The sequence below is a fragment of the Bradyrhizobium sp. AUGA SZCCT0177 genome (genome assembly GCF_018130125.1).
In the GTDB taxonomy this organism is placed as follows: Bacteria; Pseudomonadota; Alphaproteobacteria; order Rhizobiales; family Xanthobacteraceae; genus Bradyrhizobium.
The window spans coordinates 1-23,322 of the sequence record NZ_JAFCMA010000043.1 but is presented as its reverse complement, the minus strand read 5'-3'; the positions used below and the strand labels follow the sequence as shown (position 1 = coordinate 23,322).

Below are 23,322 nucleotides of genomic sequence, written 5' to 3'. Positions count from 1 at the left end.
TATGAGCGTGCGCCCTCAGTCCAAGGACAAACCGACATCCGCGGGTTTCCAGTGGGACGATCCGTTCCTGCTCGACGAGCAGCTTACCGAAGACGAACGCATGATCCGCGACACCGCGCGAGCCTATGCGCAGGACAAGCTGCTGCCGCGCGTCACCAAGGCCTATCTCGAGGAAAAGACCGATCGCGAGATCTTCAACGAGATGGGCGAACTCGGCCTGATCGGCATCACGCTGCCGGAAGAATATGGCTGCGCCAGTGCAAGCTATGTCGCCTATGGCCTGGTGGCGCGCGAAATCGAGCGCGTCGATTCCGGCTATCGCTCGATGAACTCCGTGCAGTCCTCGCTGGTGATGCACCCGATCTACGCCTATGGCGACGACAGCCAGCGCAAGAAATATCTGCCCAAGCTCGCGACCGGCGAATGGGTCGGCTGCTTCGGCCTGACCGAGCCGGATGCCGGCTCCGATCCCGGCGGCATGAAGACCCGCGCCGAGAAGGTCTCCGACGGCTACCGGCTGACCGGCAGCAAGATGTGGATTTCCAACGCGCCGATCGCCGACGTCTTTGTCGTCTGGGCGAAATCGGCCGCGCATGACAACCAGATCCGCGGCTTTATCCTGGAAAAAGGCATGAAGGGCCTGTCGGCGCCGAAAATCGGCGGCAAGCTTTCGCTGCGCGCCTCGATCACCGGCGAGATCGTGATGGACGGCGTGGTGGTGCCCGAGAGCGCGCTGTTGCCCAACGTGTCCGGTCTGAAGGGGCCGTTCGGCTGTCTCAACCGCGCCCGCTACGGCATCTCCTGGGGCGTGATGGGCGCCGCCGAAGACTGCATGGCGCGCGCGCGGCAATACACGCTCGAGCGCAAGCAGTTTGGCCGGCCGCTGGCGGCAACCCAGCTGGTGCAGAAGAAGCTCGCCGACATGCAGACCGAGATCTCGCTGGGCCTGCAGGCCTCGTTGCGCGTCGGCCGTCTGATGGACGAAGGCAAGGTGGCGCCGGAGATGATCTCGATCGTCAAGCGCAACAATTGCGGCAAGGCGCTCGACATCGCGCGCGTCGCCCGCGACATGCACGGCGGCAACGGCATCCAGATCGAATATCACGTGATGCGCCACTCTTCGAACCTGGAAACCGTCAACACCTATGAAGGCGCCCACGACGTCCACGCCCTGATTTTGGGCCGCGCGATCACGGGCATCCAGGCGTTTTCGTAAGGCCTTGGACAGGGCACCCGAGGTGGCGTCAAACTTAGCTGTCATCGTCCGCCCGAGTGCGCAATTGCGCACGGGGGGCGGACGATCCAGTATCCCAGAGACCTCCCGTTTAGTCTCGAAACGCCGGCGTTTACTGGATACCCCGCCTTCGCGGGGTATGACGACTGTAGCTTGGTGACAGCGTGCAGGAACTCCCATGGCCGAAACCGACAACGAAACCATCCCGTTCAACCGCGACTTTCCGCTCCTGCCGGGCGTCGTCGACGAAGCCCGGCCCGGCGTACGTCGGGTGCTCTGCAACAATCCGAGCCCCTTCACCTTCACCGGCACGGTCAGTTACATCGTGGGCAAGGGCAAGGTCGCGATCATCGATCCCGGGCCAAACAACGAGGCGCACGCGAACGCGCTGCTGGACGCCGTGCGCGGCGAAACCGTGACACATATCCTGGTCACCCATACCCACAACGACCATTCGCCGAACACCGTGCGGATCAAGGCCGCGACCGGCGCGCCTGTCTACGCCGAGGGACCGCACCGCGCCTCGCGGCCGCGCTTCGAGAGCGAGAAGCACAATCCGGAATCGGGCGCCGACCGCAACTTCCGGCCGGACATCGAGGTCAAGAACGGTGACACCATCGAGGGCTTCGGCTGGGCGCTGGAAGCGGTGGCAACCCCCGGCCACACCGCCAATCATCTGGCGTTCGCCTGGCCCGAGCGGAAGATCAGTTTCGTCGGCGACCACGTGATGGGCTGGTCGACCTCGATCGTGGCCCCGCCTGATGGCTCGATGATCGACTACATGGATTCGCTGGCGCGGTTGGAGAGCCGCCCTGAGGATCTGTATTTCTCAGGCCATGGGCCGGAAATTCCGGAAGGCCCGCGCTTTGTGCGTTTCCTGACCCGGCACCGCCGCGCGCGCGAAGCCTCGATCCTGCATCGCCTTGTCAAGGGCGAGACCGACATCCCGACCATGGTGCGCGCGATCTATATCGGCCTCGATCCGCGGCTGAGCGGTGCAGCCGGCTATTCGGTGCTGGCGCATCTGGAAGATCTGGTGTCGCGCGGCATCGTGGCGACCGACGGCGATCCCGTGATCGGTGGGACCTATCGGATGGCTTCTTCTTAGGGCCATCCATCCGTCTGTCATTCCGGGGCGTGCGAAGCACGAACCCGGAATCTCGAGATTCCCCGATGCGCAATTGCGCATTTGTGGTTCGACACTTCGTGTCGCCCCGGAATGACGGTAGTGCCTCACTTCTTCACTGTCTTGGCCCGCGCCTTGGCTGGCGACGTCCGCTTTGCTGCGCATAACAGACTCAAGTCGGACATCTCGTCATTTCCTGCTACGGGCTAGCAAGCGACGTCAAGATAGGGGCTGCCCGCTGAGGCGGGCTTACAAAAGCTTGCGCCACTAGATGGAACTAGAAATCAATCCTTATCGTGCGAGTACTTCTCCAAGAGCAGCCGATTATACTCATCTCTCACAGCTCTCCGTGAAACATGCCCTTTTCGGTCTTTGGCAATCTTCAGAAGATCAGGATCAGTTGGTGCCCGTGATTTCTTTCTGAATCTGGCAAAGAGTTGGCTAGTAGGCCCCGGGGTTCTTCCAAACAGCCGGTCAAACCATCCCATGGTGTCCTCACCGGTCATACTGCGAATTACGACACTCTATCATCTTGCATTTAGGACACTAGGGTTGGCTTGCGCCTTGGCCGGCTGGCCGGTTTCTTGGTGGGCCGGCGACGTCCGCTTTGCTGTGCATAACAGACTCAAGTCGGACATCTCGCCATGTCCGGAAAGTGCCCAACTACGGACATGATGCCGCAGGCTTGGCTGCTTTTTGCATAGCTACCGCTCGATCCTTGCGCCAGACTGGTGAGTGCTCCGTCCAGGTGGGGCCAGGCACCTCATTCCGATTGCTGCCGCGCGGTAAATTGAACGATCTTGGCGAACAACTTGCGTGTGCCTGGACTTTGCTAGGCGGCCCAAGACCGCGCTCCCTTCAAGTTCAATGGGCAAGATCGACCGACTGAAGATCAACTCTACCGCAAGCCTCCTGACCAAGAAAAGGAGAGGACATGAGTAACGATCATCCGCAGGGCCCGGCTGACTCGCGTCGAGGCTTCCTGCGCACGGCTGGAATGGGTGCGGTGGCTCTGGGACTCGGCGCCGCGGCCGATACGAGCGGGCAAGTCCACGCGGCCGTTGGCTCGACCAAGGCAGCCCGCGAGAGCGCGCAGCCCTACAACATCCTGTTCCTCCTGGTCGACCAGGAGCGATTGTTCCGGCCAGGAGAACTCCCGGCGGGTTATCGGTTGCCTGCACACGAACGATTGATGAAACGAGGCACAACGTTCGTCAATCACCGCATCGGTTCATGCGTGTGCACGCCTTCCCGCTCGGTGCTCTATACCGGGCGGCACATCCAGCACACGAAAATGTTCGACAACACGAATTTCCCCTGGATCGAGAGCATGTCGACCGAGATTCCGACCCTTGGCGATATGATGCGCGACGCCGGCTACTACACGGCCTACAAGGGCAAGTGGCATCTGACCAGGGAATTTGAGACGGTCAACGAACATGGCCATCTGACCAAGATTTTCACGGAGGAGATGGAGGCGTACGGTTTCGCCGATTATTTCGGCGTGGGCGACATCATCGCACACACGCGGGGCGGATACCTGCACGACGCGATCATCGCTGCAATGGGCGTCAACTGGCTGCGCGGCAAGGCACGCGATCTCTCACAGGAAAACAAGCCTTGGTTTCTCGCCGTCAACCTCGTCAACCCGCATGATGTAATGTACTACAACACCGATGCCCCCGGCACGGTTGTCCAGACAAAAAGCGGCATCAAGCGCGTCGCGCGCGACCCGGTCGATCCGCTCTATGCCAAGCAGTGGGACTTCAAGCTCCCGGCGAGCCACTTTCAGGCACTTGACGCGCCGGGCCGCCCTCCGGCGCATCGTGATTTCCTGAGGGCCCACGACGCGCTGGTCGGCCACATCCCGAACGAGGATGCTCGCTGGCGCCGGCGCCACAACTATTATCTGAATTGCATGCGCGATGTGGATCGCAACATCGAGACCGTTCTCGCCGCGTTGGACGCCTCGGGTCTTGCCGACAAGACGATCGTGATCCTGACCGCCGATCATGGCGACATGGACGGCGCGCATCAACTTCACGCCAAGGGTGCAGTCTCGTACCGCGAGCAAAACAACGTACCGTTGATCATCGCTCACCCCGCGCACGCCGGCGGGCAGCAGTGTCGGGCCGTCACGTCGCACGTGGATATCGCGCCGACGCTGATAGGGCTTAGTGCGGTCGCACCGGACAAACGGGCCAGGATTGTCAAAGACCTTCCCGGAAAGGACTTGTCCGGACTCCTCGCGGCTCCTCAGCGCGCCGAGTTCACGGCCGTTCGCGACGGCGCGCTCTTCAACTACAACATGTTCGCTTACCTCGACGGGGATTTTCTCAACAAAGCCGTTACCTACATGCAACAGGGAGGCAAATCGAGCGATCTCAAAAGTGCGGGCATCCGCCCCGACATGATGAAGCGTGGCGCGGTACGGTCGGTGTTCGATGGGCGGTACCAATTCACGCGCTATTTTTCGCCGAAGCAACACAACCGCCCCACGACTTTCGAAGACCTTTACCTGATGAACGACGTAGAGCTGTTCGATGTGAGAGCCGATCCTTACGAAATGAACAATCTCGCGATGAATAGCAAGCAACACCGGGAACTCGTTGTCGCCATGAACGAGAAGCTCAATCGGTTGATCGACGCAGAGGTTGGTGAGGATCGCGGGCAGATGCTTCCCGGTGGCATAGATGCCGGTTGGGAGGTCACGGCGGAAACAATGTCAGGCGCCTGAACCTGGGAGATGAATTTACGCCGGGCTGCAAGCCGATGGCGATCACCTTGGCAAGGTGCATTCCCGCACGAGAATCTGACTGCGTCATGTCCGGTTAGGGGATAATCTCGGAGACCCGTTCTGCGCCCATCGCACGCACGGGGGCGAGGGAGCGCGGCCAGCGAGCTACTGTTTCTTCACCGTCTTGGCCTGCACCTTCGCCGGCGCCGCCGGTTTCTTCGCGGCCGGCTTGGTGTCGGCCACGGTGTTGATGTCCGCGATCAGCTTGGTGATGCGTGAGGCGTTGCTGCCGAGGTCGCTGTCGAAATAGCGCGATGCGGAGCGGATATCGACGCGGGAATCCTCGCCGTCGGCCTTGATCCGGATCGAGACGTCTTCGCGAAATCCCATGATCATCGTTTGCGCGATCGCCTCGATGCGTCCTTCGCGGCGCGCCTGCGGCGGGCGTTCGTCGACCACGCGCCATTTGCGCTTGTTGATCAGCGCGAGCGTGATCTCGTAGGCGCGCTGCGGCGGGACCTCCAGCTCCACGGTCTCGATATCAGGGTAGGCGATCGCCTGCTGCTCGGCTGAATAGAGCCCGGCATAGACGGCCGGATTGGTGCCTTCGCCGGCGCGCAGCCGCGCCAACGCCTCGAACCGCGGTGGGTCGATCGAATCGGTGGTGATGTCGTAGATCCGCGGCAACTTGCGGTATTGCAGGGCCAGATAGGCGGGGTAGGCGAGGATGGCGGCGTCGAGCAATAGCGCCAGCAGGATGCGGCCCATGCCGCGCGAACCGTTCTGCCAGATCGCGGCAAACGCGGCCAGGCCGACCAGGATGGAAAGGCCGGCCAAGGCCAGCGCGCCGAAGAACGTCGCCAGCGCCGGCTTCATCTCGAGGAAGCCGAAGCGGACGATCATGATCGAGACCACCACCGCAATCAGTGAGAACAGTGCGAGGTTGCGCGCCCATGTGGCGAGGCTGGACACGGGCTCCGTCTGGTAGGGAGCGGAAAACCTGCGGGCCATCCTCAAACTTCCATCATGAATTCAGCTGCCGTTCCGGTCGCAATACTGGAGACCCGGCGCCCTGAACTAGCGCATTTTCCGCACCTGTGGAAAGCAGCTTGCGCCGGAAAATCAGTCCAAATGGTGGTGCAAGGAGCGTCATGGCGCATCATGCCGGGCGCCCGAACTGCGTGGCCACAAAGTCGATAAAGGCCTTGATGCGCGGAGCGCGGTGGCGGCCCGGGACCGTCAGCGCGTGGATCGGAAACGTCTCGGGGATGTGGCTGTCTCCGAGCAGCGGAACGAGGGTGCCTTGCTGTATCGCCCGCGCGACCATGAAATCCGCCAACCTGGCGATGCCGAGCCCGGCTACCGCCATATCGAGCAGCAGGTCGGCACTGTCGCTGGTAAATGTGCCTGACACGGCGAGGCGATTGATGCCTTCATGGGTGTGGAAGGGCCATTGCGACCACGCCGGCCCGGGTAGCGTCAGGCAATTATGCTGCAGCAGATCGGCCGGCACGCGCGGCGATCCGTGTTGCTTCAAATAGAGCGGACTGGCGCAAACGACCCTTGTCGCGTCACCGAGCTTGCGCGCCATGAGGGTTGAATCGCCGAGTGCGCCGGAGCGGATGGCGACATCGACTTGCTCGGCAACCAGATCGACCTGGTGGTCCGAAACATGAAGCTCGACGCTGATGTCTGGATAATGGCTAAGGAAAACAGGAAGGGCGGGCCCGAGTATCTGTTTGGCGAGGGCTGTCCCGACGCTGATCCGCAAATGACCACGTGGCAGCCGGCTTGCCGCCGTTACCTCGGCTTCGGCGGCTTCGATCGATGCGAGGATGTCCCGGCTCCGGGCCAGAAACAGATCGCCCTCGGCAGTCAGGGCGAGCCTGCGCGTGGTCCTGGTCAACAGGCGCACACCCAGCCGGTCTTCGATGCGCGTGACCAGCTTGGACAAGGCAGAGGGGGTCAGGCCGAGATCGTCTGCCGCGGCCGCAAAGCTGCCCCGCTCGACCACCCGCACGAACCCATTCATCTCGGCCGAGGCTGCATTGATATTCATGAATTTGTTTCACGAGTGAATATAAATACTAGCCGATTATATCACGTTGGAAACGTAATAATAGTGGTCGCAGTCAATGAAGGAGCGGTCGCTATGTCTTGGGAGAAGAAGCTGCACGGTCACGTAAGGGCTGTTGAAGGCGCGCTGCGCCATCCGGACGGCAGCCCCGATATCGCCGCTTACGGCAGGATCGCTCACCACGAGCGGGACGCGGCCGTCGTTGCCGCCGTGCAGGACACAGCCCGCAGCCTGCGCGCGATGTGGTCATCGATCTGGCGTGTCTTGGGTGGGTCCCTGGGCAGGTCGGGGCGCATCCGGTCGAATGCGCCCTTCCGAGGCTAGAGCGTTTTCCAGCGAAGTGGACACCGGTTCGCGTCAAGAAAACGCGTCAAACCAAAGAATCTAGAGCCCCGTTCCGATTTTATCGGAACGGGAAAGGTCTAGGCCGCAGCGTTCGGGAAACGGTAGCTCTTGAACTGGTCGCGCAGCGCGGTCTTCAGGATCTTGCCGGTCGCAGTGTGCGGAATGCCCTCGACGAAAGCCACGTCGTCCGGCATCCACCATTTCGCGATCTTGCCATCCATGAATTTCAGGATGTCCTCGCGGCTTGCCTGCTGGCCGGCCTTCAGTTGCACGATCAAGAGCGGGCGCTCGTCCCATTTGGGATGATAGATGCCGATCACGGCGGCCTCCGCCACCGCGGGATGGCCGACCGCGAGGTTCTCCAGATCGATCGATGAAATCCACTCGCCGCCAGACTTGATAACGTCCTTGGAGCGATCGGTGATGCGCATGTAGCCGTGCTGGTCGATGGTCGCGACGTCGCCGGTGTCGAAATAGCCGTGCTCGTCGAGAATCTCGCTATCGACTTTGAAGTAGGCCTTCGCGACCGCAGGTCCTGCGACCTGGAGGCGGCCAAAGGTCTTGCCGTCCCACGGCAATTCCTTGCCGGCATCGTCGGTGATCTTCATCTGCACACCGAACGGCGGATAACCTTGCGTCTGCAGGATATCGAGCCGTTCCTCGCCGGCGAGTTCGGCAAACGGCGGCTTCAGCGCCGCCACGGTGCCGATCGGGCTCATCTCGGTCATGCCCCAGGCGTGGCGCACGCGAACGCCCATGTCGACGAACGACTTGATCATCGAGCGCGGCATCGCCGAGCCGCCGCACACCACGCTCTTCAGGTGGGGCAGCTTCAGGTTTCCGGCGGCCATGTGATTGAGCAGCATCAGCCACACCGTCGGCACGCCGGCGGTGTGCGTGACCTTCTCGGTGTCGAGAAGCTCATAGACCGAAGCACCGTCGAGCTTGGCGCCCGGCATCACGAGCTTGGTGCCCATCGAGGGTGCGGAGAACGCGATGCCCCAGCTGTTGGCGTGGAACAACGGCACCACCGGCAGCATTGTCTCGGCGGCGCTGGTGCCGAGAGCGTCGACATTGTTGGCCATCAACCCGTGCAACACGTTGGAGCGGTGCGAATACAACACGCCTTTTGGATCGCCCGTGGTACCCGAGGTGTAGCACATCGCGGCTGCGGTATTCTCGTCGAAGGTCTTCCACTCGAACTTGCCGTCGGCTTCCGCGATCCAGTCCTCATAGGCGACCGCGTTCTTCAGCGTGGTCTGCGGCATGTGGGCCTTGTCGGTGAACACGATGTAGCGTTCGACGCTGGGCAGGCTGCCCGCGATCTTTTCCAGGATCGGAATGAAGGTGAGATCGGTCATCACCACGCGGTCTTGCGCGTGGTTGATGATCCAGGCGATCTGGTCGGGGAACAGCCGCGGGTTGACGGTATGGCAGATCGCGCCGATGCCCATGATGCCGTACCAGGCTTCAAGGTGGCGCCAGGTGTTCCAGGCGATGGTGGCGACGCGGTCACCGAGCTTGATGCCGTCGCGGTCGAGGCGCTGCGAGACTTTCAGCGCACGATCGCGAATTTCGGCGTAATTGGTGCGATGAATGGGCCCTTCGACCGACCGCGTGACGACCTCTTGCGTACCGTGATACTGCGCCGCGTGTTCGATAATCCGGTGGCAAAGCAAAGGCCAGTCTTGCATCAATCCGAGCATACGCACGTCCCTCCCAAAGGTTATTGTCTCGCGCATGATCCGCCAAAGTGCTGGTGTTTTGGCGTGCGATCATGGAATTGACATGAACTGTAGCGCGGAGAAAGCAAGCCGAAAATGGGCTTATGGCGCCTTTGGTCGCACGGCGGCGGCAATGGTTACCGTTGCGGCGGGCCTGCTTTTGCTCGGTCTGCTCTCCGACCAGGCCCTGGCCGCGAAAACGTCCCGGCAGCCGGCGTGGCAGTCGCCTTGGGGCGATCTGTTCGGGATCCATCCGCCGAGGCAGCGTGGAAAGGTCCACCGTGCGGCGGTACCGCTGCCGCGACCGCGCCCGACCGATGCACCAACCGCTGAGCCCGCCAAGCCCACGGCTGACGAGTCCTCCAAGGAAGCTCCCAAGGAAGCTGCCAAGGAAACGGCCAAGGAAACGGCCAAGGAGACCACAAAGGAAGGCAAGCCCACCGAACAGGCCGCGCCCCAGCCACCTCCGCCCTCGGCCTGCCGGCTGGCACTGACGGAGGCCATCGCCATCGCTCCCAGCATTCCCGACATCCGTGGCGCCGGCGGCTGCGGGGGCGAGGATCTGGTGCGGCTCGAGGCGATTGTGCTGCCGGACAAGCGTCAGGTCTCGGTGAAGCCGGCGGCGATCCTGCGCTGCGCGATGGCCTCTGCTTTGGTGGACTGGATCCGCACCGACATCGCGCCGCTGGCGGGGCGCCTCGGCAGCACGATCAGTGATCTCGACAATTTCGACTCGTTCGAATGCCGCGGCCGCAACCGTATCGTCGGCGCAAGACTCTCCGAACACGGCCGCGCCAATGCGCTCGACGTCCGCGCCCTCAAGCTCGCCAATGGCCGCTCAATCTCGCTCACCGATCGCAATGTGCCGCGCGAGCTGCGCGAAGCCGTGCTGCATTCGGCGTGCGCGCGGTTCTCGACGGTGCTGGGACCGGGGTCGGACTGGTACCACGAGGACCACATCCATCTCGATCTCATGGAACGGCGGAATAACTACCGGATCTGCCAGTGGAACGTGTGGGACCCGCTGCCGCAGACAGCGCCGCTGATGCCGGCCGAGCGGCCGGAAGAGGCGCCGCCGCGCGAGTTTGCCGCCAAACCCGAAGCGGCCAAATCGGACGCTGCCAAACCCGCTGCGGGGAAATCCAGCGCGGCCCCGGCGGATGAGAAATCCGATGCGGTGGAAGTGGAGTCCAAGCCAAAGCCCGCAACAAAAAAACGCCGGCAAAACCGGCGCTCTTGATTGTCCTTGTGCGGCGTCATTTGTCGTCGGTTAGAGCGTTTTCGAGCGAAGCATGCCCTCGGACTTGATCCGGGGGTGGATACCGGTTCGCGTGAAGAAAACGCGTCAAAACAAGAGTCTAGAGCTTCGGTTCTGATTCCATCAGAACCGATAAGACTCTAGCGCGCCAGTCGTGCCCTACACGTGACGATTCATTGGCCGCATTACTGTTGCAATCGGCCGTAATTCCAGCGTTTACGTGCCAGCTGGGCTTACTGCGGGAGACGGCTGTGTCTTTCTGGCCGCATGGCCGCGGATCCCGTGGATTTTGGCCGACATTTTGGCCACGCCCAAGGTTTCAGCCCCGCCAGCCGCGTGTTCTCCGCGACACCGACCGACAAATAAAAAACGCCGGCAAGGCCGGCGTTTTGATCTCGTTGCGATCGGATGCAGTCCGCTATTGCGTTATCGAGCTGCCGCCGCCCTGGAGCGCCATCTTCGAATTGTACGGCGAGTCACCCTGCTTGGGGTCGAGCACCACCACGATCGTGCCTTGCTTGACCTTGCTGTAAAGGTCGATGACGTCCTCATTGGTCATGCGAATGCAGCCCGAGGAAATCGATGCGCCGATATATTCCGGCTGGTTGGTGCCGTGAATCCGGAACAGCGTGTCGCGGCCGCCCTGGTAAAGATAGAGCGCGCGGGCGCCGAGCGGATTGTCGACGCCGCCGGGCACCGACGCGGGCAGGCCTTCAATGCGCTTGTGGATATCAGCGGTCGGCGTCCATTTCGGCCATTCCGCCATGTTGCCGACCTTGGCAATGCCGGAGAAGGCCAAGGCTTCTTCGCCGACGGTGATGCCGTAACGGATCGCCTTGCCGCCGTCCTGCACCAGGTAAAGATAGTGGTTGTCGGAATCGACCACGATCGTGCCGGGCAGTTCGCGGCGGTGATAGTCGACGATGGCGCGGCGGAACGGTTCGGCCACGGCAACCTTGGCGTAACGCGCCTTTGCAAGCTGGGCCTTGTCATTCGGCTTGAGCGTCGCCTCCGGCGCAGCCTGATAGCTCGTGGTCTGCATGCAGCCTGACAGCATCAGCCCTGCAGCCAGAATTCCCAACTTTGCCTTCAGCGACGTCATTGCGCACTTCCAATCGAACATATCGCGGTTAGCGCCAACTTGCGCCGCAAACGCCACGATTCCAATAATCCCATTATTGGCAAAAACCGGTAATTATTCCAGTGCTTAGACGCTTGTTCGGCGCTGCGGGAGCCTGGCTGTGGCTTTTTTGCCGCAAGTTTTTCGATTTCCGGTTGATTTATAGGCAACGCTGTCGTCCTTGCCGAATCGTGGCCACGGTACCGCCACCCCACCGCCATAAATGTGGATGGGGGGTTAATACGCCAGTCATCAAGCGCTTGCCAGAATCGCGTTTAGTCCGCTGGGTGGCGGTGTCGCGCGGGAGCGGGTCCCGGGTTCGCGTGACGACACGTCAGGACCAAAAGACTGCCCTGTTCCGGAGTTTCCCATGTTGTCAGTGTATGTCCCCTCTGAATCCACTCTGAAGAAAGTCGAGGTGCCAGAACCGGCGACTTTGCCGGAAGCCGCGGTCTGGATCGACATGGTGAAGCCGACGACCGAGGAAGACCGCGCCGTGGAGCGGCTGACCGGGATCGCGGTGCCGACCCGGGAGGACATGCAGGAGATCGAGATTTCCAGCCGGCTCTATATCGAGAACGGCGCGCGCTACATGACCGCGACGCTGATGTGCCATTCCGACACCGATATGCCGCGGACGACGGCCGTCACCTTCATCATGGCCGGTCACCGCTTGGTAACCGTGCGCTACGACATGCCGAAGCCGTTTGCCCTGGTGGAGAACAAGCTGGGGCGGTCCTGCATGCCGGGCATAACAGGCGAAATGGTGCTGATGGAACTTGTCGACGCGGTGATCGACCGTTGCGCCGACATTCTGGAGAAGGTCGGCGCCGACGTCGATCAGGTTTCCCATGACATCTTCGAACCCGAAAGCGAGCGTCACGGCCAGGCCAAGCGATATTCGCAGATCCTGATCGCGATCGGGCGCAAGGGGGATTTGACCTCGAAGGTCCGCGAGAGCCTGGTCTCGGTCGGCCGCGTCGTCACTTTCCTCTCGGCTGTCATGGAAGGCGTCAAATGGTCCAAGGACATGCGCGAGCAGCTCAAGACCATGCAGCGCGACGTCGCCTCGCTGACCGACCACGCGTCCTACCTCTCCAACAAGATCACCTTCGTGCTCGACGCCATGCTGGGCGTCGTCAATCTCGAGCAGAACAACATCATCAAGCTGTTCTCGGTGATGGCCGTGGTCTTGATGCCGCCGACGCTGATCGCCTCGATCTACGGCATGAATTTCAAGGCGATGCCGGAGCTCGAATGGGCGCACGGCTATCCGATGGCGCTGGTGATGATGCTCATGGCAGCCGTGCTGCCTTACTTTCTTTTCAGATGGAAGAAGTGGCTGTAGTCACAACCTGACTGTTGTCACCGAGGTGGCCGTAGTAACCGAGATGTTAAGGCGCGCGCATGATCTCGGGGGCATTCATGCACCTTCAAAAAAAACAGGAAGCTGCCCCAATTGTACGAGTAAAATTTGAGCGTCGCGATGAACCTTTGCGCGACGGCTTTCTGCGATAACGCAGTCACAAGCCGCGAGGACAGCAATGGTTGAAAAATTCATAACGTCACCCCGCAACGTCATCGATTTTGCGCGCTACCAGCAGGGCCGCATCGTTGGCAAGGCGCAGGCGATCGCGGCGCGGCTCTGCCGGCATTGCGGCGCTTCGCTTGCCGATGGCGAGAACGAAGACGAATGCTCCAGCGCCTTCAACGTCGAGACGCATGATGTGCGAACCGCGCCAAGAAAAACGCGGAGCAAGTTTTACGCGGAGTGAAGCGCGCCAGCGTTTCGCGCGAAGCATGCCCTCGGACTTGATCCGGGGGCATACCGGATCGCGCAAAGAAAACGCGCCAAGGAGAATCCAGAGCTTCGGTTCTGATTCAATCAGAACCGATCATGCTCTAGACGTGCTGGCCGCCGTTGATGTGGATCTCGGCGCCGTTCACGTACGAGCTGGTTTCGGTGCACAGCACGTAGATGATCTTGGCCACCTCGTCCGGCGTTCCAAGCCGATGCATCGGGATCTGCTGGTCGACGATCTTCTCGGTGCCCGGCGACAGGATCGAGGTGTCGATCTCGCCCGGCGCGATCGAATTGACGCGGACGCCGACGCGGCCGAAATCGGAGGCCATTTCACGTGTGAGTGACGCAAGTGCCGCCTTCGACGTCGCATAGGCCACGCCCGCGAACGGATGCACGCGCGAGCCCGCAATCGAGGTGACGTTCACCACCGAGCCCTTGGTGGCCTTCAATTCCTCGATCAGCCCGCGCGCCATCATGATGGGCGCGAAGAAATTCACCCGGAAAACATGGCTCCAGGTCTCGATGTCGGTATCCATGGTGCCCATCCGCGTGCCTTCAGCGGTCTTCGGCGAAATCGCGGCATTGTTGACCAGCGCGTGCAGCGCGCCGCCTTCGAGGCGTTCGCGGATTTCCGAAATCGCCCGCGTGGTATCGGCATGGTCGGCAAGATCGACCTGGATGTGATCCTCAGGCCCGGCGTCCCACGGGCAGTTGTCGGGGAAGGGATGCCGCGAGCAGGTGATGACGCGCCAGCCCGCCGATGAAAAGCGGATCACCGTGGCATGGCCGATGCCGCGGCTCGCTCCGGTCAGGAGCAGCGTGCGTCGCGGCGCATTGGTGGAAGTCGACATGTCTTTCAGGCTTTCGGCGTCAGGGGTAGAGCCGCATTTTAGTCCATGGCTGGACCGGCGCGTCGCGGCGGAATTCAATGCGGTCGTGGAGGCGGAACGGACGGTCGTGCCAGAATTCGAAACGGACCGGTTCAATGCGCCAGCCGCTCCAGCCTGGCGGACGCGGCACCTCGCCGATGACGTGCCTGGCGGCAACCAGCGCGATCGCCTGTTCGAAGGCAAAGCGGCTTTCCAGCGGCTGCGACTGCTTGCTGGCCCAGGCGCCGATCTGCGCCTGCTTCGGGCGGGTGGCGAAATAGGCGTCGGCTTCTTCCGGCGTCACGGGCGACACGTTGCCGCGGATGCGCACCTGACGGCGCAGCGATTTCCAGTGAAATAGTAAAGCCGCTTTAGGATTTGCGGCGAGTTCGCGGCCCTTCTGGCTGGCGATGTGGCTGTAGAACACGAAACCATCCGCATCATAGCCTTTCATCAGCACCATGCGGACATCGGGAAGTCCGTCGGCATCGACGGTTGCGAGCGACATCGCGTTGGGATCGTTCGGCTCTGCCTTCACGGCTTCGGCGAACCACGCACCGAACAACGCAAATGGTTCCTCGGCGGCGGTAAAATCACCCGATGTTAACGGTGTCGGGTGTTTGATGGAGGTTGTGTCGGTCATGCCAGGAGTTCCAGTTGCGTCCGTTCGCGTTAGAGAGCGCGCTACAGCCCCAGTATAGGTTCGCCCTATATAGGACATGGGGACGCGTTGGCCTATCCGCGATCCGGCCGGCGGGCGCGGTGATGACCATGATTTTGATCGGCCTCGGCGCGGGCGGTTGCAGCCTGTCCCGCTCCGACGCTCTCGCCAAGCTGGAAGAAAAAGACGTGACTGGGTCGGTGACGCCCCAGGCCGCCCCTCCGGTACCGACCGAGAGCGATCTCGCCTTTGCCCGCACGGCCGCCTCCGATGTATTGACCAAGGGCGGCAAGAATTCCAGCCAGCCCTGGGAAAACCCTGAAACCGGCGCGCGGGGTTCGGTAACGCCGCTGTCCCAGGCCTATGCCTCGGACGATGGCCGTACCTGCCGGGATTTCCTGGCCAGCTACGTCAAGGATCGTGCGGAAAGCTGGCTGCAGGGCGCCGCCTGCAGGGGTGAACAAGGTCGATGGGAAATTCGTACCCTCAAGCCCTGGAAACGGAGCTAAGCTACCCCAAGAATCTTGAGGGCCCGTTTGAGGGTCCGTTTTCAGGGGCATCGGCAGTTGCAAAAATGCCACTGGCTCCCCAGATGAAGGCAAAGCGGGCAGATCGCCCTTTAGTTAGAACCGATTTCCCGTGAAGGAGACGTGACGGATGCGCGACCCCTATGAGGTCTTGGGGGTGCCGCGGGGCGCCAGCGCTGCGGCGATCAAGAGTGCTTACCGCAAGCTCGCCAAGAAGCATCACCCCGACAACAACACCAACGATCCGAAATCCGCGGCGCGTTTTTCCGAGATCAACTCGGCCAACGAGATCATCGGCGACGAGGACAAGCGCAAGCAGTTCGATCGCGGTGAGATCGACGCCGAGGGCAAGCCGCGCTTCCAGGGCTTTCCTGGCGGCGGCCCGCGCGGCCGTGCCGGCGGTCCGGGCGGCGGCTTTGAAAGCCACACTTTCCGCGCCGGCGGCGGCCCCGGCGGCGGCGGCTTCGAGGACATCCTCAACAGCATGTTCGGCGGCGCGGCCCGCGGGCAACGTCCCGGCGGTGGCAAAGGATTTGAATTCGATACCGGCGGGATCGGCCTCGATCTCGATCTCAGCGTCGCCATGACGGTGTCGCTGGAGGAGTCGGTCAAGGGGGCCGAGAAGCGCGTCCGCTTGCCGAACGGCAAGGAGCTCAACGTCAAAATTCCGGCAGGCGTCGCCGCCGGTCAGCAAATCCGGCTGAAGGGCCAGGGCGAGACCGCGCAAGGCCATCCCCCGGGGGACCTCCTGATCACCGTCAGCATTGCGCCGCATCCCTTCTTCAAGATCGACGGCAGCGACTTGCGGCTCGACCTGCCGATCACGCTCTATGAGGCGGTGCTCGGGGCCAAGATTCGGGTGCCGACCCTCGGCGGCGCGGTCGAATTTCCGATCCCGAAGAACACCTCCAGCGGTCGCACCTTCCGTCTCAAGGGCAAGGGGCTGCCGAAGGCAGGCGCGACCGGCGACCTGTTCGTCACGACAAGGATTATTCTTCCCGACGGGAACGATGCCGAGCTTGAAGCATTGATGCAAAAGTGGCGCGACGGCCACCCTTACAATCCGCGCAGCGATTTCGGCTGACCAAAAACACGTCTAATAAAACAGCGCAGTGCGGCAGGCCATTTCCCGAACCAATTCAGGTGCTTCCCTTAAAAAGGGCGGCCTCGAAAGGGGGACCAGCGCGGTACCAAACCCCGATCGAGGCCGCTTGCGCCGATCGGCGGATCGAGCGCCGCTCATTTTCGCGTGATCACCCAGTGCGATAATGAGACGCGCCGATGTCTTGATTCCAGATTTTCGATGTCAGAATTGGGACAAACGGCTTGACGTATAGCGTTTTCGAGCGAGACCTGCCCCGCACTTGATGCGGGACGGACACCGGCTCGCGCACGGAAAGCGCATCAAACAACAAGCTTGTTCAACCGGGATGGTGAGGGCGCTCAACCCCCGGTCTTTTCCATCTGGTCATACACCGATTGGGCGATCTGCGTCAGTCGGCCACGGTCGCCGACGCTGCTCACCACCACATATGCCACGCCGCGATCGGCCCAGAACAAGGCGCTCTCCTTGCCCTCCGACGAAAATCGCATCTGCGTCGCCTCGGCTTCCGACTTTGCCGTATAGATCGTGAAGCGCTCGCCCGATGCGCTCTCATACATCATGAACGAGGCAGGCCCGGTGGCGCCGGGCAACAGTCGCCCGCCGACCAGCTTCAATCCCGCCGCGGTCAATTCCGGCGCGCGCACCAGCCAGCCGCAGCGCTTGGTCAGCCATGCCTGCAGATGCGCGCGTTCGCTGCCGGGTACTTCGACGGGATGGCGCACTTCGACCACATAGAGCCGGTGCGCATCGAGCGCATCCGTCGTGAAACTCTGCAGCGCCGAGGGTGCTGCTGCAGCCCCGCGCGCCATCCAGCCGACGCCGCCGCCGACAATGAATGCCGCCAGCGTTGCGGCAATCGCGCCGTAGAACCATTTGCGCGGCTGGCGCACCAGCCGCTCGATCTCGAGCCGCCTCGGCACCGCCTCGTCGACGATGCCGTCGTAGCGGACATGCAGCGCTTCCGCCATCGTGCGCCACGACTGCACGCGCGCAGCATCGTCGGGGTGCGTCGCGAGCCACGCTTCGACATCGCCGCGGCGCTCCGCCGGCAGCTCGTTGTCGACGTAAGCATGCAGCTCGTCTTCGGTGACGGGAATATGGGGGTCGGTCATCGTCGTCGTCTCTGTCTATTCCGGATCGGAATCTGCGTCGAACCCTGCCTAAGCATATCGCCTGCCATCACGCGTCCTGTTTGCATCGCCTGCATCACTTCACCCGTCTGAGCGCGGTGCGCTCGCCCTCGAGCGAGGCTTTCACGTGCGCGCGCGCCCGGGCAAGCCGGGACATCACAGTCCCGATCGGTACGCCCTGGATGTCGGCGACCTCGCGGTAACTCAACCCTTCCAGCATCACCAGCAGCAGCACCGAGCGCTGCTCTTCCACCAGCGTCGACAACGCACGGGCGATGTCGCGGCCTTCCGCTTCGGTGCCGCTGGCGTCCGGGTTGTTGTCGAGCAGCGGCATGAATTGCGGCCGCCGCGCCAGCGATCGCCGCCGGTTCTTGTTGAGGTTGGTCAGGATCGTATAGAGCCAGCTCCTGACGTCGCCGCCGAGAAACAACCGTTCCGAACGCAACGCGCGCACCAGCGTGTCCTGCACCAGATCGTCGGCGATATCGGCGTCGCGCGCGAGCGCACGCGCGTAGCGGCGCAGCGCCGGGATCATGGCTTCGACACTTTGGCGAAACGCGGTCATTGTCACCAGATCTTCAGGTCGGTCCGGCGCGAACGCCTTATCCAGCATAACACCCAATCGATGCGTCTATTCCGCCTGTTGAGGCTTACGCAAGACAGCGTTAAACCCAAGGTTAATCCCAGGATTAGGCTCAAGCGGATTGGGGCTGTACCCCGCTGGAGTGCTGGTGTACCTCCAACCGTAATACCAAGCGCGACTGGAAGCCGCATGCCGCGCGCTCTCCCATTCGTGGCCTGAGGAATAGCCGCCAGTCCGATGCCTGCGCCTGTCATCTATTACATTCGCCATGGCGAGACATCGTGGAATGCCGAAGGGCGGCTACAGGGTGTACAGGACATTCCGCTGAACGATCTCGGCCGCAGGCAGGCGGCCCATGCCGGCAATGTCCTCGGCGATCTCTTCGCCCGCCATGGCCGCGACAAATCGGAGCTTTCGTTTGTCGCGAGCCCGCTGATCCGCGCCCGCGCGACGATGGAGCTGGTGCGCGGATCACTGAAGCTGCCGCGCGACGGCTACGCGCTCGACGACCGTTTGCGCGAGATCGGCTACGGCCAGTGGGAAGGCGCGACGCTATCAGAGTTGCAGCTGCGCGACCCCGATCTCTATGCCAAGCGCCAGATCGAGAAATGGACGGTGTCGCCGCCGGGCGGCGAGAGCTATGTCGACGTGCAGGCGAGGATGCAGGATTGGTATGCGTCGGTGGCGGCCGACACCGTCGCAGTGGCGCATGGCGGCACGGCGCGGGCCCTGATGGTGGCGCTCGGCATCGAGACGCCGCTCAGCGCCGCCGACCTGACCATCGAGCAGGGCGCCGTTTACGTCTTTCGGGACGGGGCGCTGCAGAAGTATAGTTAAGGGCGACGTTTAACACCGTCATTCCGGGGCGATGCGAAGCATCGAACCCGGAATCTCGAGATTCTGGGTCTGGTCCTTCGGACCATCCCGGAATGACGGCCTGGCGGTTTGACCGCAGGGGACTCGCGCGTTACGACAAGTCAGAATTGACTGTCTTTCCAAGGCTCAAAATGTCCTTCAACACCTTCGGCCACATGTTCCGGGTCACGACCTTTGGCGAGAGCCACGGCATCGCGATCGGCTGCGTGGTCGACGGCTGCCCGCCGCTGATCCCGCTGACCAATGAGGACATCCAGATCGATCTCGATCGCCGCCGTCCCGGCCAGTCGCGCTTCACCACCCAGCGCCAGGAACCGGACGCGGTCAAAATCCTGTCCGGCGTGATGGCCCATCCCGAGACCGGGGTGCAGGTGACGACGGGAACGCCGATCGCGCTTCTGATCGAGAACACCGACCAGCGCTCAAAGGACTATTCCGAGATCAAGGACAAGTTTCGTCCCGGCCACGCCGACTTCACCTATGAGGCCAAATACGGCCTGCGCGACTATCGCGGCGGCGGGCGCTCGTCGGCGCGCGAGACCGCCACAAGGGTCGCGGCCGGCGCCATCGCGCGAAAGATCCTGCCCGACGTCAAGGTGCGCGGCGCGCTGGTGCAGATGGGTCCGCACAAGATCGATCGCGACAAGTGGGACTGGGACGAGATCGCGCGCAATCCGTTCTTCTGCCCGGACAAGGACAAGGCCGCGTTCTTCGAGCAGTATCTCGACGGCATCCGCAAGAGCGGCTCCTCGATCGGCGCCGTGATCGAAGTCGTCGCCGAAGGCGTGCCGGCCGGCCTCGGCGCGCCGATCTACGCCAAGCTCGACGGCGAACTGGCGGCGGCGATGATGAGCATCAACGCGGTGAAGGGCGTCGAGATCGGCGCCGGCTTCGGCGCCGCCGAATTGTCGGGCGAGCAAAACGCCGACGAGATGCGCACCGGCAACAACGGCACGCGCTTCCTGTCGAACCATGCCGGCGGCGTGCTGGGCGGCATTTCCACCGGCCAGCCGGTGGTGGTGCGCTTTGCGGTGAAGCCGACCTCGTCGATCCTGTCGCCGCGCCAGACCGTGGATCGCTCCGGCGCCGACACCGACATCATGACCAAGGGCCGGCACGATCCCTGCGTCGGCATCCGCGCGGTGCCGGTCGGCGAAGCCATGATGGCCTGCGTGCTGGCGGATCATCTGCTGCGCCATCGCGGGCAGGTCGGCGGATAGGCGATGAGCGCGAAGGGCTTGTGATGTCCGCGTTACGTCCAGAAGCGGACATCCAGGCCGGCCCTCAGCACGTCTGCTTTGTGCCAGTAGGCGACTTTATTCGATCACCTCGTCGGCGCGGGCGAGTACTGCCGGAGGAATCGTGAGACCTATTGCCTTTGCGGCCTTCAGGTTGATCACAAACTCGTATCGCGTCCCTTGGACATACGGCATCTCGCTTGGTTTGCTACCGCGCAATATCTCAGCCACCTGCGCATTAGCGACCCGAATGGCGTACTTTAGGTCCATGGAATAAGACATCAATCCTCCGGCTTCCGCCTGCTCGCGAAAAACAAACATCGTCGGGAGACCGATTTGCTGGGCGAGTTTAACGAGAAGAAAGCGATGAGCGTAGGCGTTGATAATATTTGCAATCACAAGTCCATCGGCTTGGTCCCGCTGGATGGCTTGAAAAGCGTCGCTGTATGCCTGTTCATTGACCGGAGTGGACACGGGCGCAATCGCTAACGCAATACCGAGCCTTTGAGCTGCCTCCCGCGTCGCCTTGCCGCCCGCAGCCTCCCAACCCGCTTGCGTTGAAACGAAAAGCACGTTGCGAGCCTTTGGGATGGCTTCAGCAAGCAGTTCAAGACGCTTACCCCAAAGTTCAACGCCAGCATCAATGCTAACCCCCGTAACGTTTCCGCCCGGATGCGACAGGCTGGATACCACTCCAAATCGAATCGGATCGCCAGTGATGGCAACGATGGGAATTGTGCTAGTCGCCGCTTTCAATGCGAGTGTGATAGACGTACCCGGAGCAAAGATCACGTCTGGATGCGCGCTGACGATTTTGGCTGCGAGGTCGCCATATTCCCCTGTCCCGCCAGCCGAAAACCGGTCGATGATCAAATTCTGACCTTCGATATAACCAAGGCGCTGGAGTTCCTGAAGACCCAACGTGTAACCCGAGTCGCCTCCAATCCGCATGTCGGCAACCTTTAGCGCAGGGTCAGCTAGTGCGAGCCGCTTCATCTTTGTTGGCTGCTGCGCCCGCCCAGCGATTGGAGACACGGCCAGGCCGCCGATTAGCCCAATGAACGCGCGCCGTCTCATGCCCGCCTCCCAGGATCAGGATGCGGGAAGTGTATCTGTCCAAGCCCGATGCTTGGAAGGTGTTGTCGGCGGTCGAAGGAAGTATATTTGGGTTGGGTCCAATGTCCGCCTTGGGGCATTCTGAGAAGTCCGGGCGTTCAATCGGCAGGTCGGTTTTACCCCCAACTCCGGACATCGCCTTGCACCGCGCAAACTGACGCTTTGTGCCACAAGCGGATATGCGCGCCGCCGTAAACAGCAGCGCTACTCGATCACCTCGTCCGCCCGGCCGAATAGTGTCGTTGGTACGCTTAAACCAAGCATTTTAGCGGTTCGAAGATTGATCACCAGTTCGAACTTTGCCGGCATCTGAACCGGCAACTCGTTTACGTTTGTCCCTTTGAGAATCCGCCGAGATCGGTCGCGAGCAGCGGCTCGCACAACCGCGGGCCACCGATCATTTCGCCCGCCATGGGGTCATCCGCGGTATCCAGCGCGGGACGGCGGCGCAGAACGCCTCGTACTCACTCCCAAACGTCCGCTCGAGCGTGGGTTCTTCGTACGCCACGACGAAGACGTGGAAGAAGAGCCAGAGCAGCGCGCCGTAGACGATGAGGCGCCAATCGCCTATCAGCACCGCTTGACCCAGGATGATGGCAACGACCGCGACGTATATTGGATTACGCACATAACGGTAGAGACCGGTCACCACGAGATTCCGGGTCGGCGCGATGGGCGCGGGGGTGCCGAGACCCTGCAGCGCGAAACGCGCAAATGCGTCAACGAGCCCAGGCACGCCTGCGAGAATCATTATCGCGCCGATGCCGCGCGTCAGCTCCAGACCAAGGAACGGCGGCCGGAGTTGCCAACCCGTGATCGACCATGGAACGAGCCCCGCCAGCGTACATGGGGCGACCACGAAGAAAACTGCCGAGCCCAGGACGGCAATGGTTCGTTGCACGGCGGTTCCCGACACTCGCTGCGAGCTCATTCCAAGCTCCCCTTCACGGTTTCCCGTCGTCATCCGGGTGCCGACACGCCCGCCATGTTATCCCAAAAGCGGAAACCGCGCACGACTAAAGCCAGAATGCCACGGCGGCAACGAGGCACAGGGCTGAGAAGTAGTTCCGAGCGAGTTTGTCGTAGCGCGTTGCGATGCGCCTGAAGTCCTTGAGCCTGCAGTAGCAGCGCTCGATGACGTTGCGATCCTTTAAGGCTAGCTTGTCGTGACGTATGCGTTTCTTCCGATTTGACCGGCCTGGGATCACCGGTTTGATGCCGTCCTTGCGCAGTGACTTGCGGAACGAGTTGCTGTCATAAGCCTTGTCACCGAGCAACTCGGCGATGCCGTCGAGCAGACTGACACATGCCGGCCCGACTGTGCAGTCGGCGGTGTTGCCAGGCGTGAGGATCAAGATCGTAGGGCGGATTGAGCGGAAGGCGTAATCCGCCATCCAGGTTATCGTCAGGCGCTCATCTTCGCTAGAATCTCCGCTGGTCGATCGCGTGACGATCATTCGACATAGAGCGTTTGATGCACAGACCAGTTTGCGATGTAGCCGGGGCGGCGGATTACGCCTTCCGCCTTCGCTCTCCGAGCTACGGCGGACAAGTCGGCTCCAATCCGCCCTACCGACGTCGCTGTGTCGCCTCGCATGCAAGCGTAATCTTGAGGACTGCGTGCGACAGATCAACCCGTCGGGCAAATCAATTCCGATTTGCAGAAATCATGTCAAGTCCTAAATTTCCGAAAATCAAAAACATTTCTCTTCCCTTCCACCCCAAATCACCTGCACATCAATAGCCATCCCGTCCCACTCAGAGGGGCGTCGGCCGTCGTCATGACGAGGGG

Annotated in this window: 22 protein-coding genes; 10 read left to right on the top strand and 12 right to left on the bottom strand. The window is 62.0% G+C overall.

The genetic code is table 11. The annotated features are described in order from the left end of the window. Window position 1 precedes the first annotated feature (1 nt). The 3 genes from JQ597_RS33505 (at window position 2) to JQ597_RS33495 (ending at window position 5,097) form a co-directional block, all read left to right on the top strand. The gene (locus JQ597_RS33505; protein WP_212269688.1) at window positions 2-1,216 is read left to right on the top strand and encodes an acyl-CoA dehydrogenase; all 1,215 of its coding nucleotides are present in this window, start codon (window positions 2-4) and stop codon (window positions 1,214-1,216) included. 196 nt (window positions 1,217-1,412) lie between these two features. Next, the gene (locus tag JQ597_RS33500; RefSeq protein ID WP_212269687.1) at window positions 1,413-2,342 is read left to right on the top strand and encodes an MBL fold metallo-hydrolase; all 930 of its coding nucleotides are present in this window, start codon (window positions 1,413-1,415) and stop codon (window positions 2,340-2,342) included. 952 nt (window positions 2,343-3,294) lie between these two features. Beyond that, window positions 3,295-5,097 (top strand): sulfatase family protein, encoded by a 1,803-nt coding sequence (locus tag JQ597_RS33495; protein WP_212269686.1) that lies wholly within the window; start codon window positions 3,295-3,297, stop codon window positions 5,095-5,097. Window positions 5,098-5,262: 165 nt separating this feature from the next. Here JQ597_RS33495 and JQ597_RS33490 read toward each other — a convergent pair whose 3' ends face one another. The 3 genes from JQ597_RS33490 to JQ597_RS33480 all read right to left on the bottom strand — a co-directional run bounded on the left by JQ597_RS33490 (window position 5,263) and on the right by JQ597_RS33480 (window position 9,225). Beyond that, complete coding sequence (locus JQ597_RS33490) at window positions 5,263-6,108, bottom strand: DUF1499 domain-containing protein (RefSeq protein ID WP_212269685.1); 846 nt, start codon at window positions 6,106-6,108, stop codon at window positions 5,263-5,265. Between the two features lie 148 nt (window positions 6,109-6,256). Beyond that, window positions 6,257-7,156: a LysR family transcriptional regulator gene (locus tag JQ597_RS33485; RefSeq protein ID WP_249133411.1), complete on the bottom strand. Its 900-nt coding sequence runs from the start codon at window positions 7,154-7,156 to the stop codon at window positions 6,257-6,259. Window positions 7,157-7,596: 440 nt separating this feature from the next. Continuing rightward, window positions 7,597-9,225: a fatty-acid--CoA ligase gene (locus JQ597_RS33480; protein WP_212269684.1), complete on the bottom strand. Its 1,629-nt coding sequence runs from the start codon at window positions 9,223-9,225 to the stop codon at window positions 7,597-7,599. Between the two features lie 82 nt (window positions 9,226-9,307). Here JQ597_RS33480 and JQ597_RS33475 point away from each other — a divergent pair, with 82 nt between their 5' ends. Next, complete coding sequence (locus tag JQ597_RS33475; RefSeq protein WP_212269683.1) at window positions 9,308-10,483, top strand: extensin family protein; 1,176 nt, start codon at window positions 9,308-9,310, stop codon at window positions 10,481-10,483. 436 nt (window positions 10,484-10,919) lie between these two features. On the opposite strand, the gene JQ597_RS33470 is transcribed toward JQ597_RS33475, so the two are convergent. Beyond that, complete coding sequence (locus tag JQ597_RS33470) at window positions 10,920-11,603, bottom strand: L,D-transpeptidase (protein WP_192735138.1); 684 nt, start codon at window positions 11,601-11,603, stop codon at window positions 10,920-10,922. 388 nt (window positions 11,604-11,991) lie between these two features. Here JQ597_RS33470 and JQ597_RS33465 point away from each other — a divergent pair, with 388 nt between their 5' ends. Together JQ597_RS33465 and JQ597_RS33460 are read left to right on the top strand one after the other, a co-directional pair. After that, window positions 11,992-12,969 carry a magnesium transporter CorA family protein gene (locus tag JQ597_RS33465; protein WP_212269682.1) on the top strand — a complete coding sequence of 326 codons (978 nt, stop codon included), beginning with the start codon at window positions 11,992-11,994 and terminating at the stop codon, window positions 12,967-12,969. 196 nt (window positions 12,970-13,165) lie between these two features. Continuing rightward, entirely contained in the window at window positions 13,166-13,396 is a 231-nt protein-coding gene (locus JQ597_RS33460; protein WP_212269681.1) for a hypothetical protein, read from the top strand. 127 nt (window positions 13,397-13,523) lie between these two features. Here the strand turns inward: JQ597_RS33460 and JQ597_RS33455 are convergent, their stop codons facing one another. Beyond that, complete coding sequence (locus tag JQ597_RS33455; RefSeq protein ID WP_212035354.1) at window positions 13,524-14,276, bottom strand: SDR family NAD(P)-dependent oxidoreductase; 753 nt, start codon at window positions 14,274-14,276, stop codon at window positions 13,524-13,526. A 19-nt stretch (window positions 14,277-14,295) separates the two neighbouring features. Beyond that, window positions 14,296-14,937 carry a pyridoxamine 5'-phosphate oxidase gene (gene pdxH, locus JQ597_RS33450; protein WP_212269680.1) on the bottom strand — a complete coding sequence of 214 codons (642 nt, stop codon included), beginning with the start codon at window positions 14,935-14,937 and terminating at the stop codon, window positions 14,296-14,298. Window positions 14,938-15,059: 122 nt separating this feature from the next. On the opposite strand from pdxH, the gene JQ597_RS33445 reads away from it, so the two are divergent. Continuing rightward, window positions 15,060-15,464 (top strand): RT0821/Lpp0805 family surface protein, encoded by a 405-nt coding sequence (locus JQ597_RS33445; RefSeq protein ID WP_212269679.1) that lies wholly within the window; start codon window positions 15,060-15,062, stop codon window positions 15,462-15,464. 148 nt (window positions 15,465-15,612) lie between these two features. Beyond that, on the top strand, window positions 15,613-16,566 hold the full coding sequence (locus JQ597_RS33440; RefSeq protein ID WP_212269678.1) for a DnaJ C-terminal domain-containing protein: 954 nt from the start codon (window positions 15,613-15,615) through the stop codon (window positions 16,564-16,566). 359 nt (window positions 16,567-16,925) lie between these two features. On the opposite strand, the gene JQ597_RS33435 is transcribed toward JQ597_RS33440, so the two are convergent. Next, the gene (locus tag JQ597_RS33435; RefSeq protein WP_212269677.1) at window positions 16,926-17,699 is read right to left on the bottom strand and encodes an anti-sigma factor family protein; all 774 of its coding nucleotides are present in this window, start codon (window positions 17,697-17,699) and stop codon (window positions 16,926-16,928) included. Window positions 17,700-17,793: 94 nt separating this feature from the next. After that, window positions 17,794-18,282, bottom strand: coding sequence for an RNA polymerase sigma factor (locus JQ597_RS33430; RefSeq protein WP_209846728.1), 489 nt, complete (start codon window positions 18,280-18,282; stop codon window positions 17,794-17,796). 255 nt (window positions 18,283-18,537) lie between these two features. On the opposite strand from JQ597_RS33430, the gene JQ597_RS33425 reads away from it, so the two are divergent. Next, on the top strand, window positions 18,538-19,137 hold the full coding sequence (locus JQ597_RS33425) for a histidine phosphatase family protein (RefSeq protein WP_212269676.1): 600 nt from the start codon (window positions 18,538-18,540) through the stop codon (window positions 19,135-19,137). A 170-nt stretch (window positions 19,138-19,307) separates the two neighbouring features. After that, the gene (gene aroC / locus JQ597_RS33420; protein WP_212269675.1) at window positions 19,308-20,396 is read left to right on the top strand and encodes a chorismate synthase; all 1,089 of its coding nucleotides are present in this window, start codon (window positions 19,308-19,310) and stop codon (window positions 20,394-20,396) included. 96 nt (window positions 20,397-20,492) lie between these two features. Here the strand turns inward: aroC and JQ597_RS33415 are convergent, their stop codons facing one another. The 4 genes from JQ597_RS33415 to JQ597_RS33400 form a co-directional block, all read right to left on the bottom strand. Next, complete coding sequence (locus tag JQ597_RS33415) at window positions 20,493-21,491, bottom strand: ABC transporter substrate-binding protein (protein WP_212269674.1); 999 nt, start codon at window positions 21,489-21,491, stop codon at window positions 20,493-20,495. Between the two features lie 243 nt (window positions 21,492-21,734). Further along, entirely contained in the window at window positions 21,735-21,911 is a 177-nt protein-coding gene (locus JQ597_RS33410; RefSeq protein ID WP_312012126.1) for an ABC transporter substrate binding protein, read from the bottom strand. Window positions 21,912-21,927: 16 nt separating this feature from the next. Beyond that, window positions 21,928-22,461 (bottom strand): methyltransferase family protein, encoded by a 534-nt coding sequence (locus JQ597_RS33405; protein WP_212269672.1) that lies wholly within the window; start codon window positions 22,459-22,461, stop codon window positions 21,928-21,930. Between the two features lie 85 nt (window positions 22,462-22,546). Continuing rightward, entirely contained in the window at window positions 22,547-22,924 is a 378-nt protein-coding gene (locus JQ597_RS33400; protein ID WP_212269671.1) for a transposase, read from the bottom strand. Window positions 22,925-23,322: the final 398 nt, after the last annotated feature.

Bases quoted from the DNA above. Each gene is read 5' to 3' on its own strand.
- JQ597_RS33505 (WP_212269688.1), top strand. From the start codon at position 2: ATGAGCGTGCGCCCTCAGTCCAAGGACAAACCGACATCCGCGGGTTTC.
- JQ597_RS33500 (WP_212269687.1), top strand. From the start codon at position 1,413: ATGGCCGAAACCGACAACGAAACCATCCCGTTCAACCGCGACTTTCCG.
- JQ597_RS33495 (WP_212269686.1), top strand. From the start codon at position 3,295: ATGAGTAACGATCATCCGCAGGGCCCGGCTGACTCGCGTCGAGGCTTC.
- JQ597_RS33490 (WP_212269685.1), bottom strand. From the start codon at position 6,108: ATGGCCCGCAGGTTTTCCGCTCCCTACCAGACGGAGCCCGTGTCCAGC.
- JQ597_RS33485 (WP_249133411.1), bottom strand. From the start codon at position 7,156: ATGAATATCAATGCAGCCTCGGCCGAGATGAATGGGTTCGTGCGGGTG.
- JQ597_RS33480 (WP_212269684.1), bottom strand. From the start codon at position 9,225: ATGCTCGGATTGATGCAAGACTGGCCTTTGCTTTGCCACCGGATTATC.
- JQ597_RS33475 (WP_212269683.1), top strand. From the start codon at position 9,308: ATGAACTGTAGCGCGGAGAAAGCAAGCCGAAAATGGGCTTATGGCGCC.
- JQ597_RS33470 (WP_192735138.1), bottom strand. From the start codon at position 11,603: ATGACGTCGCTGAAGGCAAAGTTGGGAATTCTGGCTGCAGGGCTGATG.
- JQ597_RS33465 (WP_212269682.1), top strand. From the start codon at position 11,992: ATGTTGTCAGTGTATGTCCCCTCTGAATCCACTCTGAAGAAAGTCGAG.
- JQ597_RS33460 (WP_212269681.1), top strand. From the start codon at position 13,166: ATGGTTGAAAAATTCATAACGTCACCCCGCAACGTCATCGATTTTGCG.
- JQ597_RS33455 (WP_212035354.1), bottom strand. From the start codon at position 14,276: ATGTCGACTTCCACCAATGCGCCGCGACGCACGCTGCTCCTGACCGGA.
- pdxH (WP_212269680.1), bottom strand. From the start codon at position 14,937: ATGACCGACACAACCTCCATCAAACACCCGACACCGTTAACATCGGGT.
- JQ597_RS33445 (WP_212269679.1), top strand. From the start codon at position 15,060: ATGACCATGATTTTGATCGGCCTCGGCGCGGGCGGTTGCAGCCTGTCC.
- JQ597_RS33440 (WP_212269678.1), top strand. From the start codon at position 15,613: ATGCGCGACCCCTATGAGGTCTTGGGGGTGCCGCGGGGCGCCAGCGCT.
- JQ597_RS33435 (WP_212269677.1), bottom strand. From the start codon at position 17,699: ATGACCGACCCCCATATTCCCGTCACCGAAGACGAGCTGCATGCTTAC.
- JQ597_RS33430 (WP_209846728.1), bottom strand. From the start codon at position 18,282: ATGACCGCGTTTCGCCAAAGTGTCGAAGCCATGATCCCGGCGCTGCGC.
- JQ597_RS33425 (WP_212269676.1), top strand. From the start codon at position 18,538: ATGCCTGCGCCTGTCATCTATTACATTCGCCATGGCGAGACATCGTGG.
- aroC (WP_212269675.1), top strand. From the start codon at position 19,308: ATGTCCTTCAACACCTTCGGCCACATGTTCCGGGTCACGACCTTTGGC.
- JQ597_RS33415 (WP_212269674.1), bottom strand. From the start codon at position 21,491: ATGAGACGGCGCGCGTTCATTGGGCTAATCGGCGGCCTGGCCGTGTCT.
- JQ597_RS33405 (WP_212269672.1), bottom strand. From the start codon at position 22,461: ATGAGCTCGCAGCGAGTGTCGGGAACCGCCGTGCAACGAACCATTGCC.
- JQ597_RS33400 (WP_212269671.1), bottom strand. From the start codon at position 22,924: ATGGCGGATTACGCCTTCCGCTCAATCCGCCCTACGATCTTGATCCTC.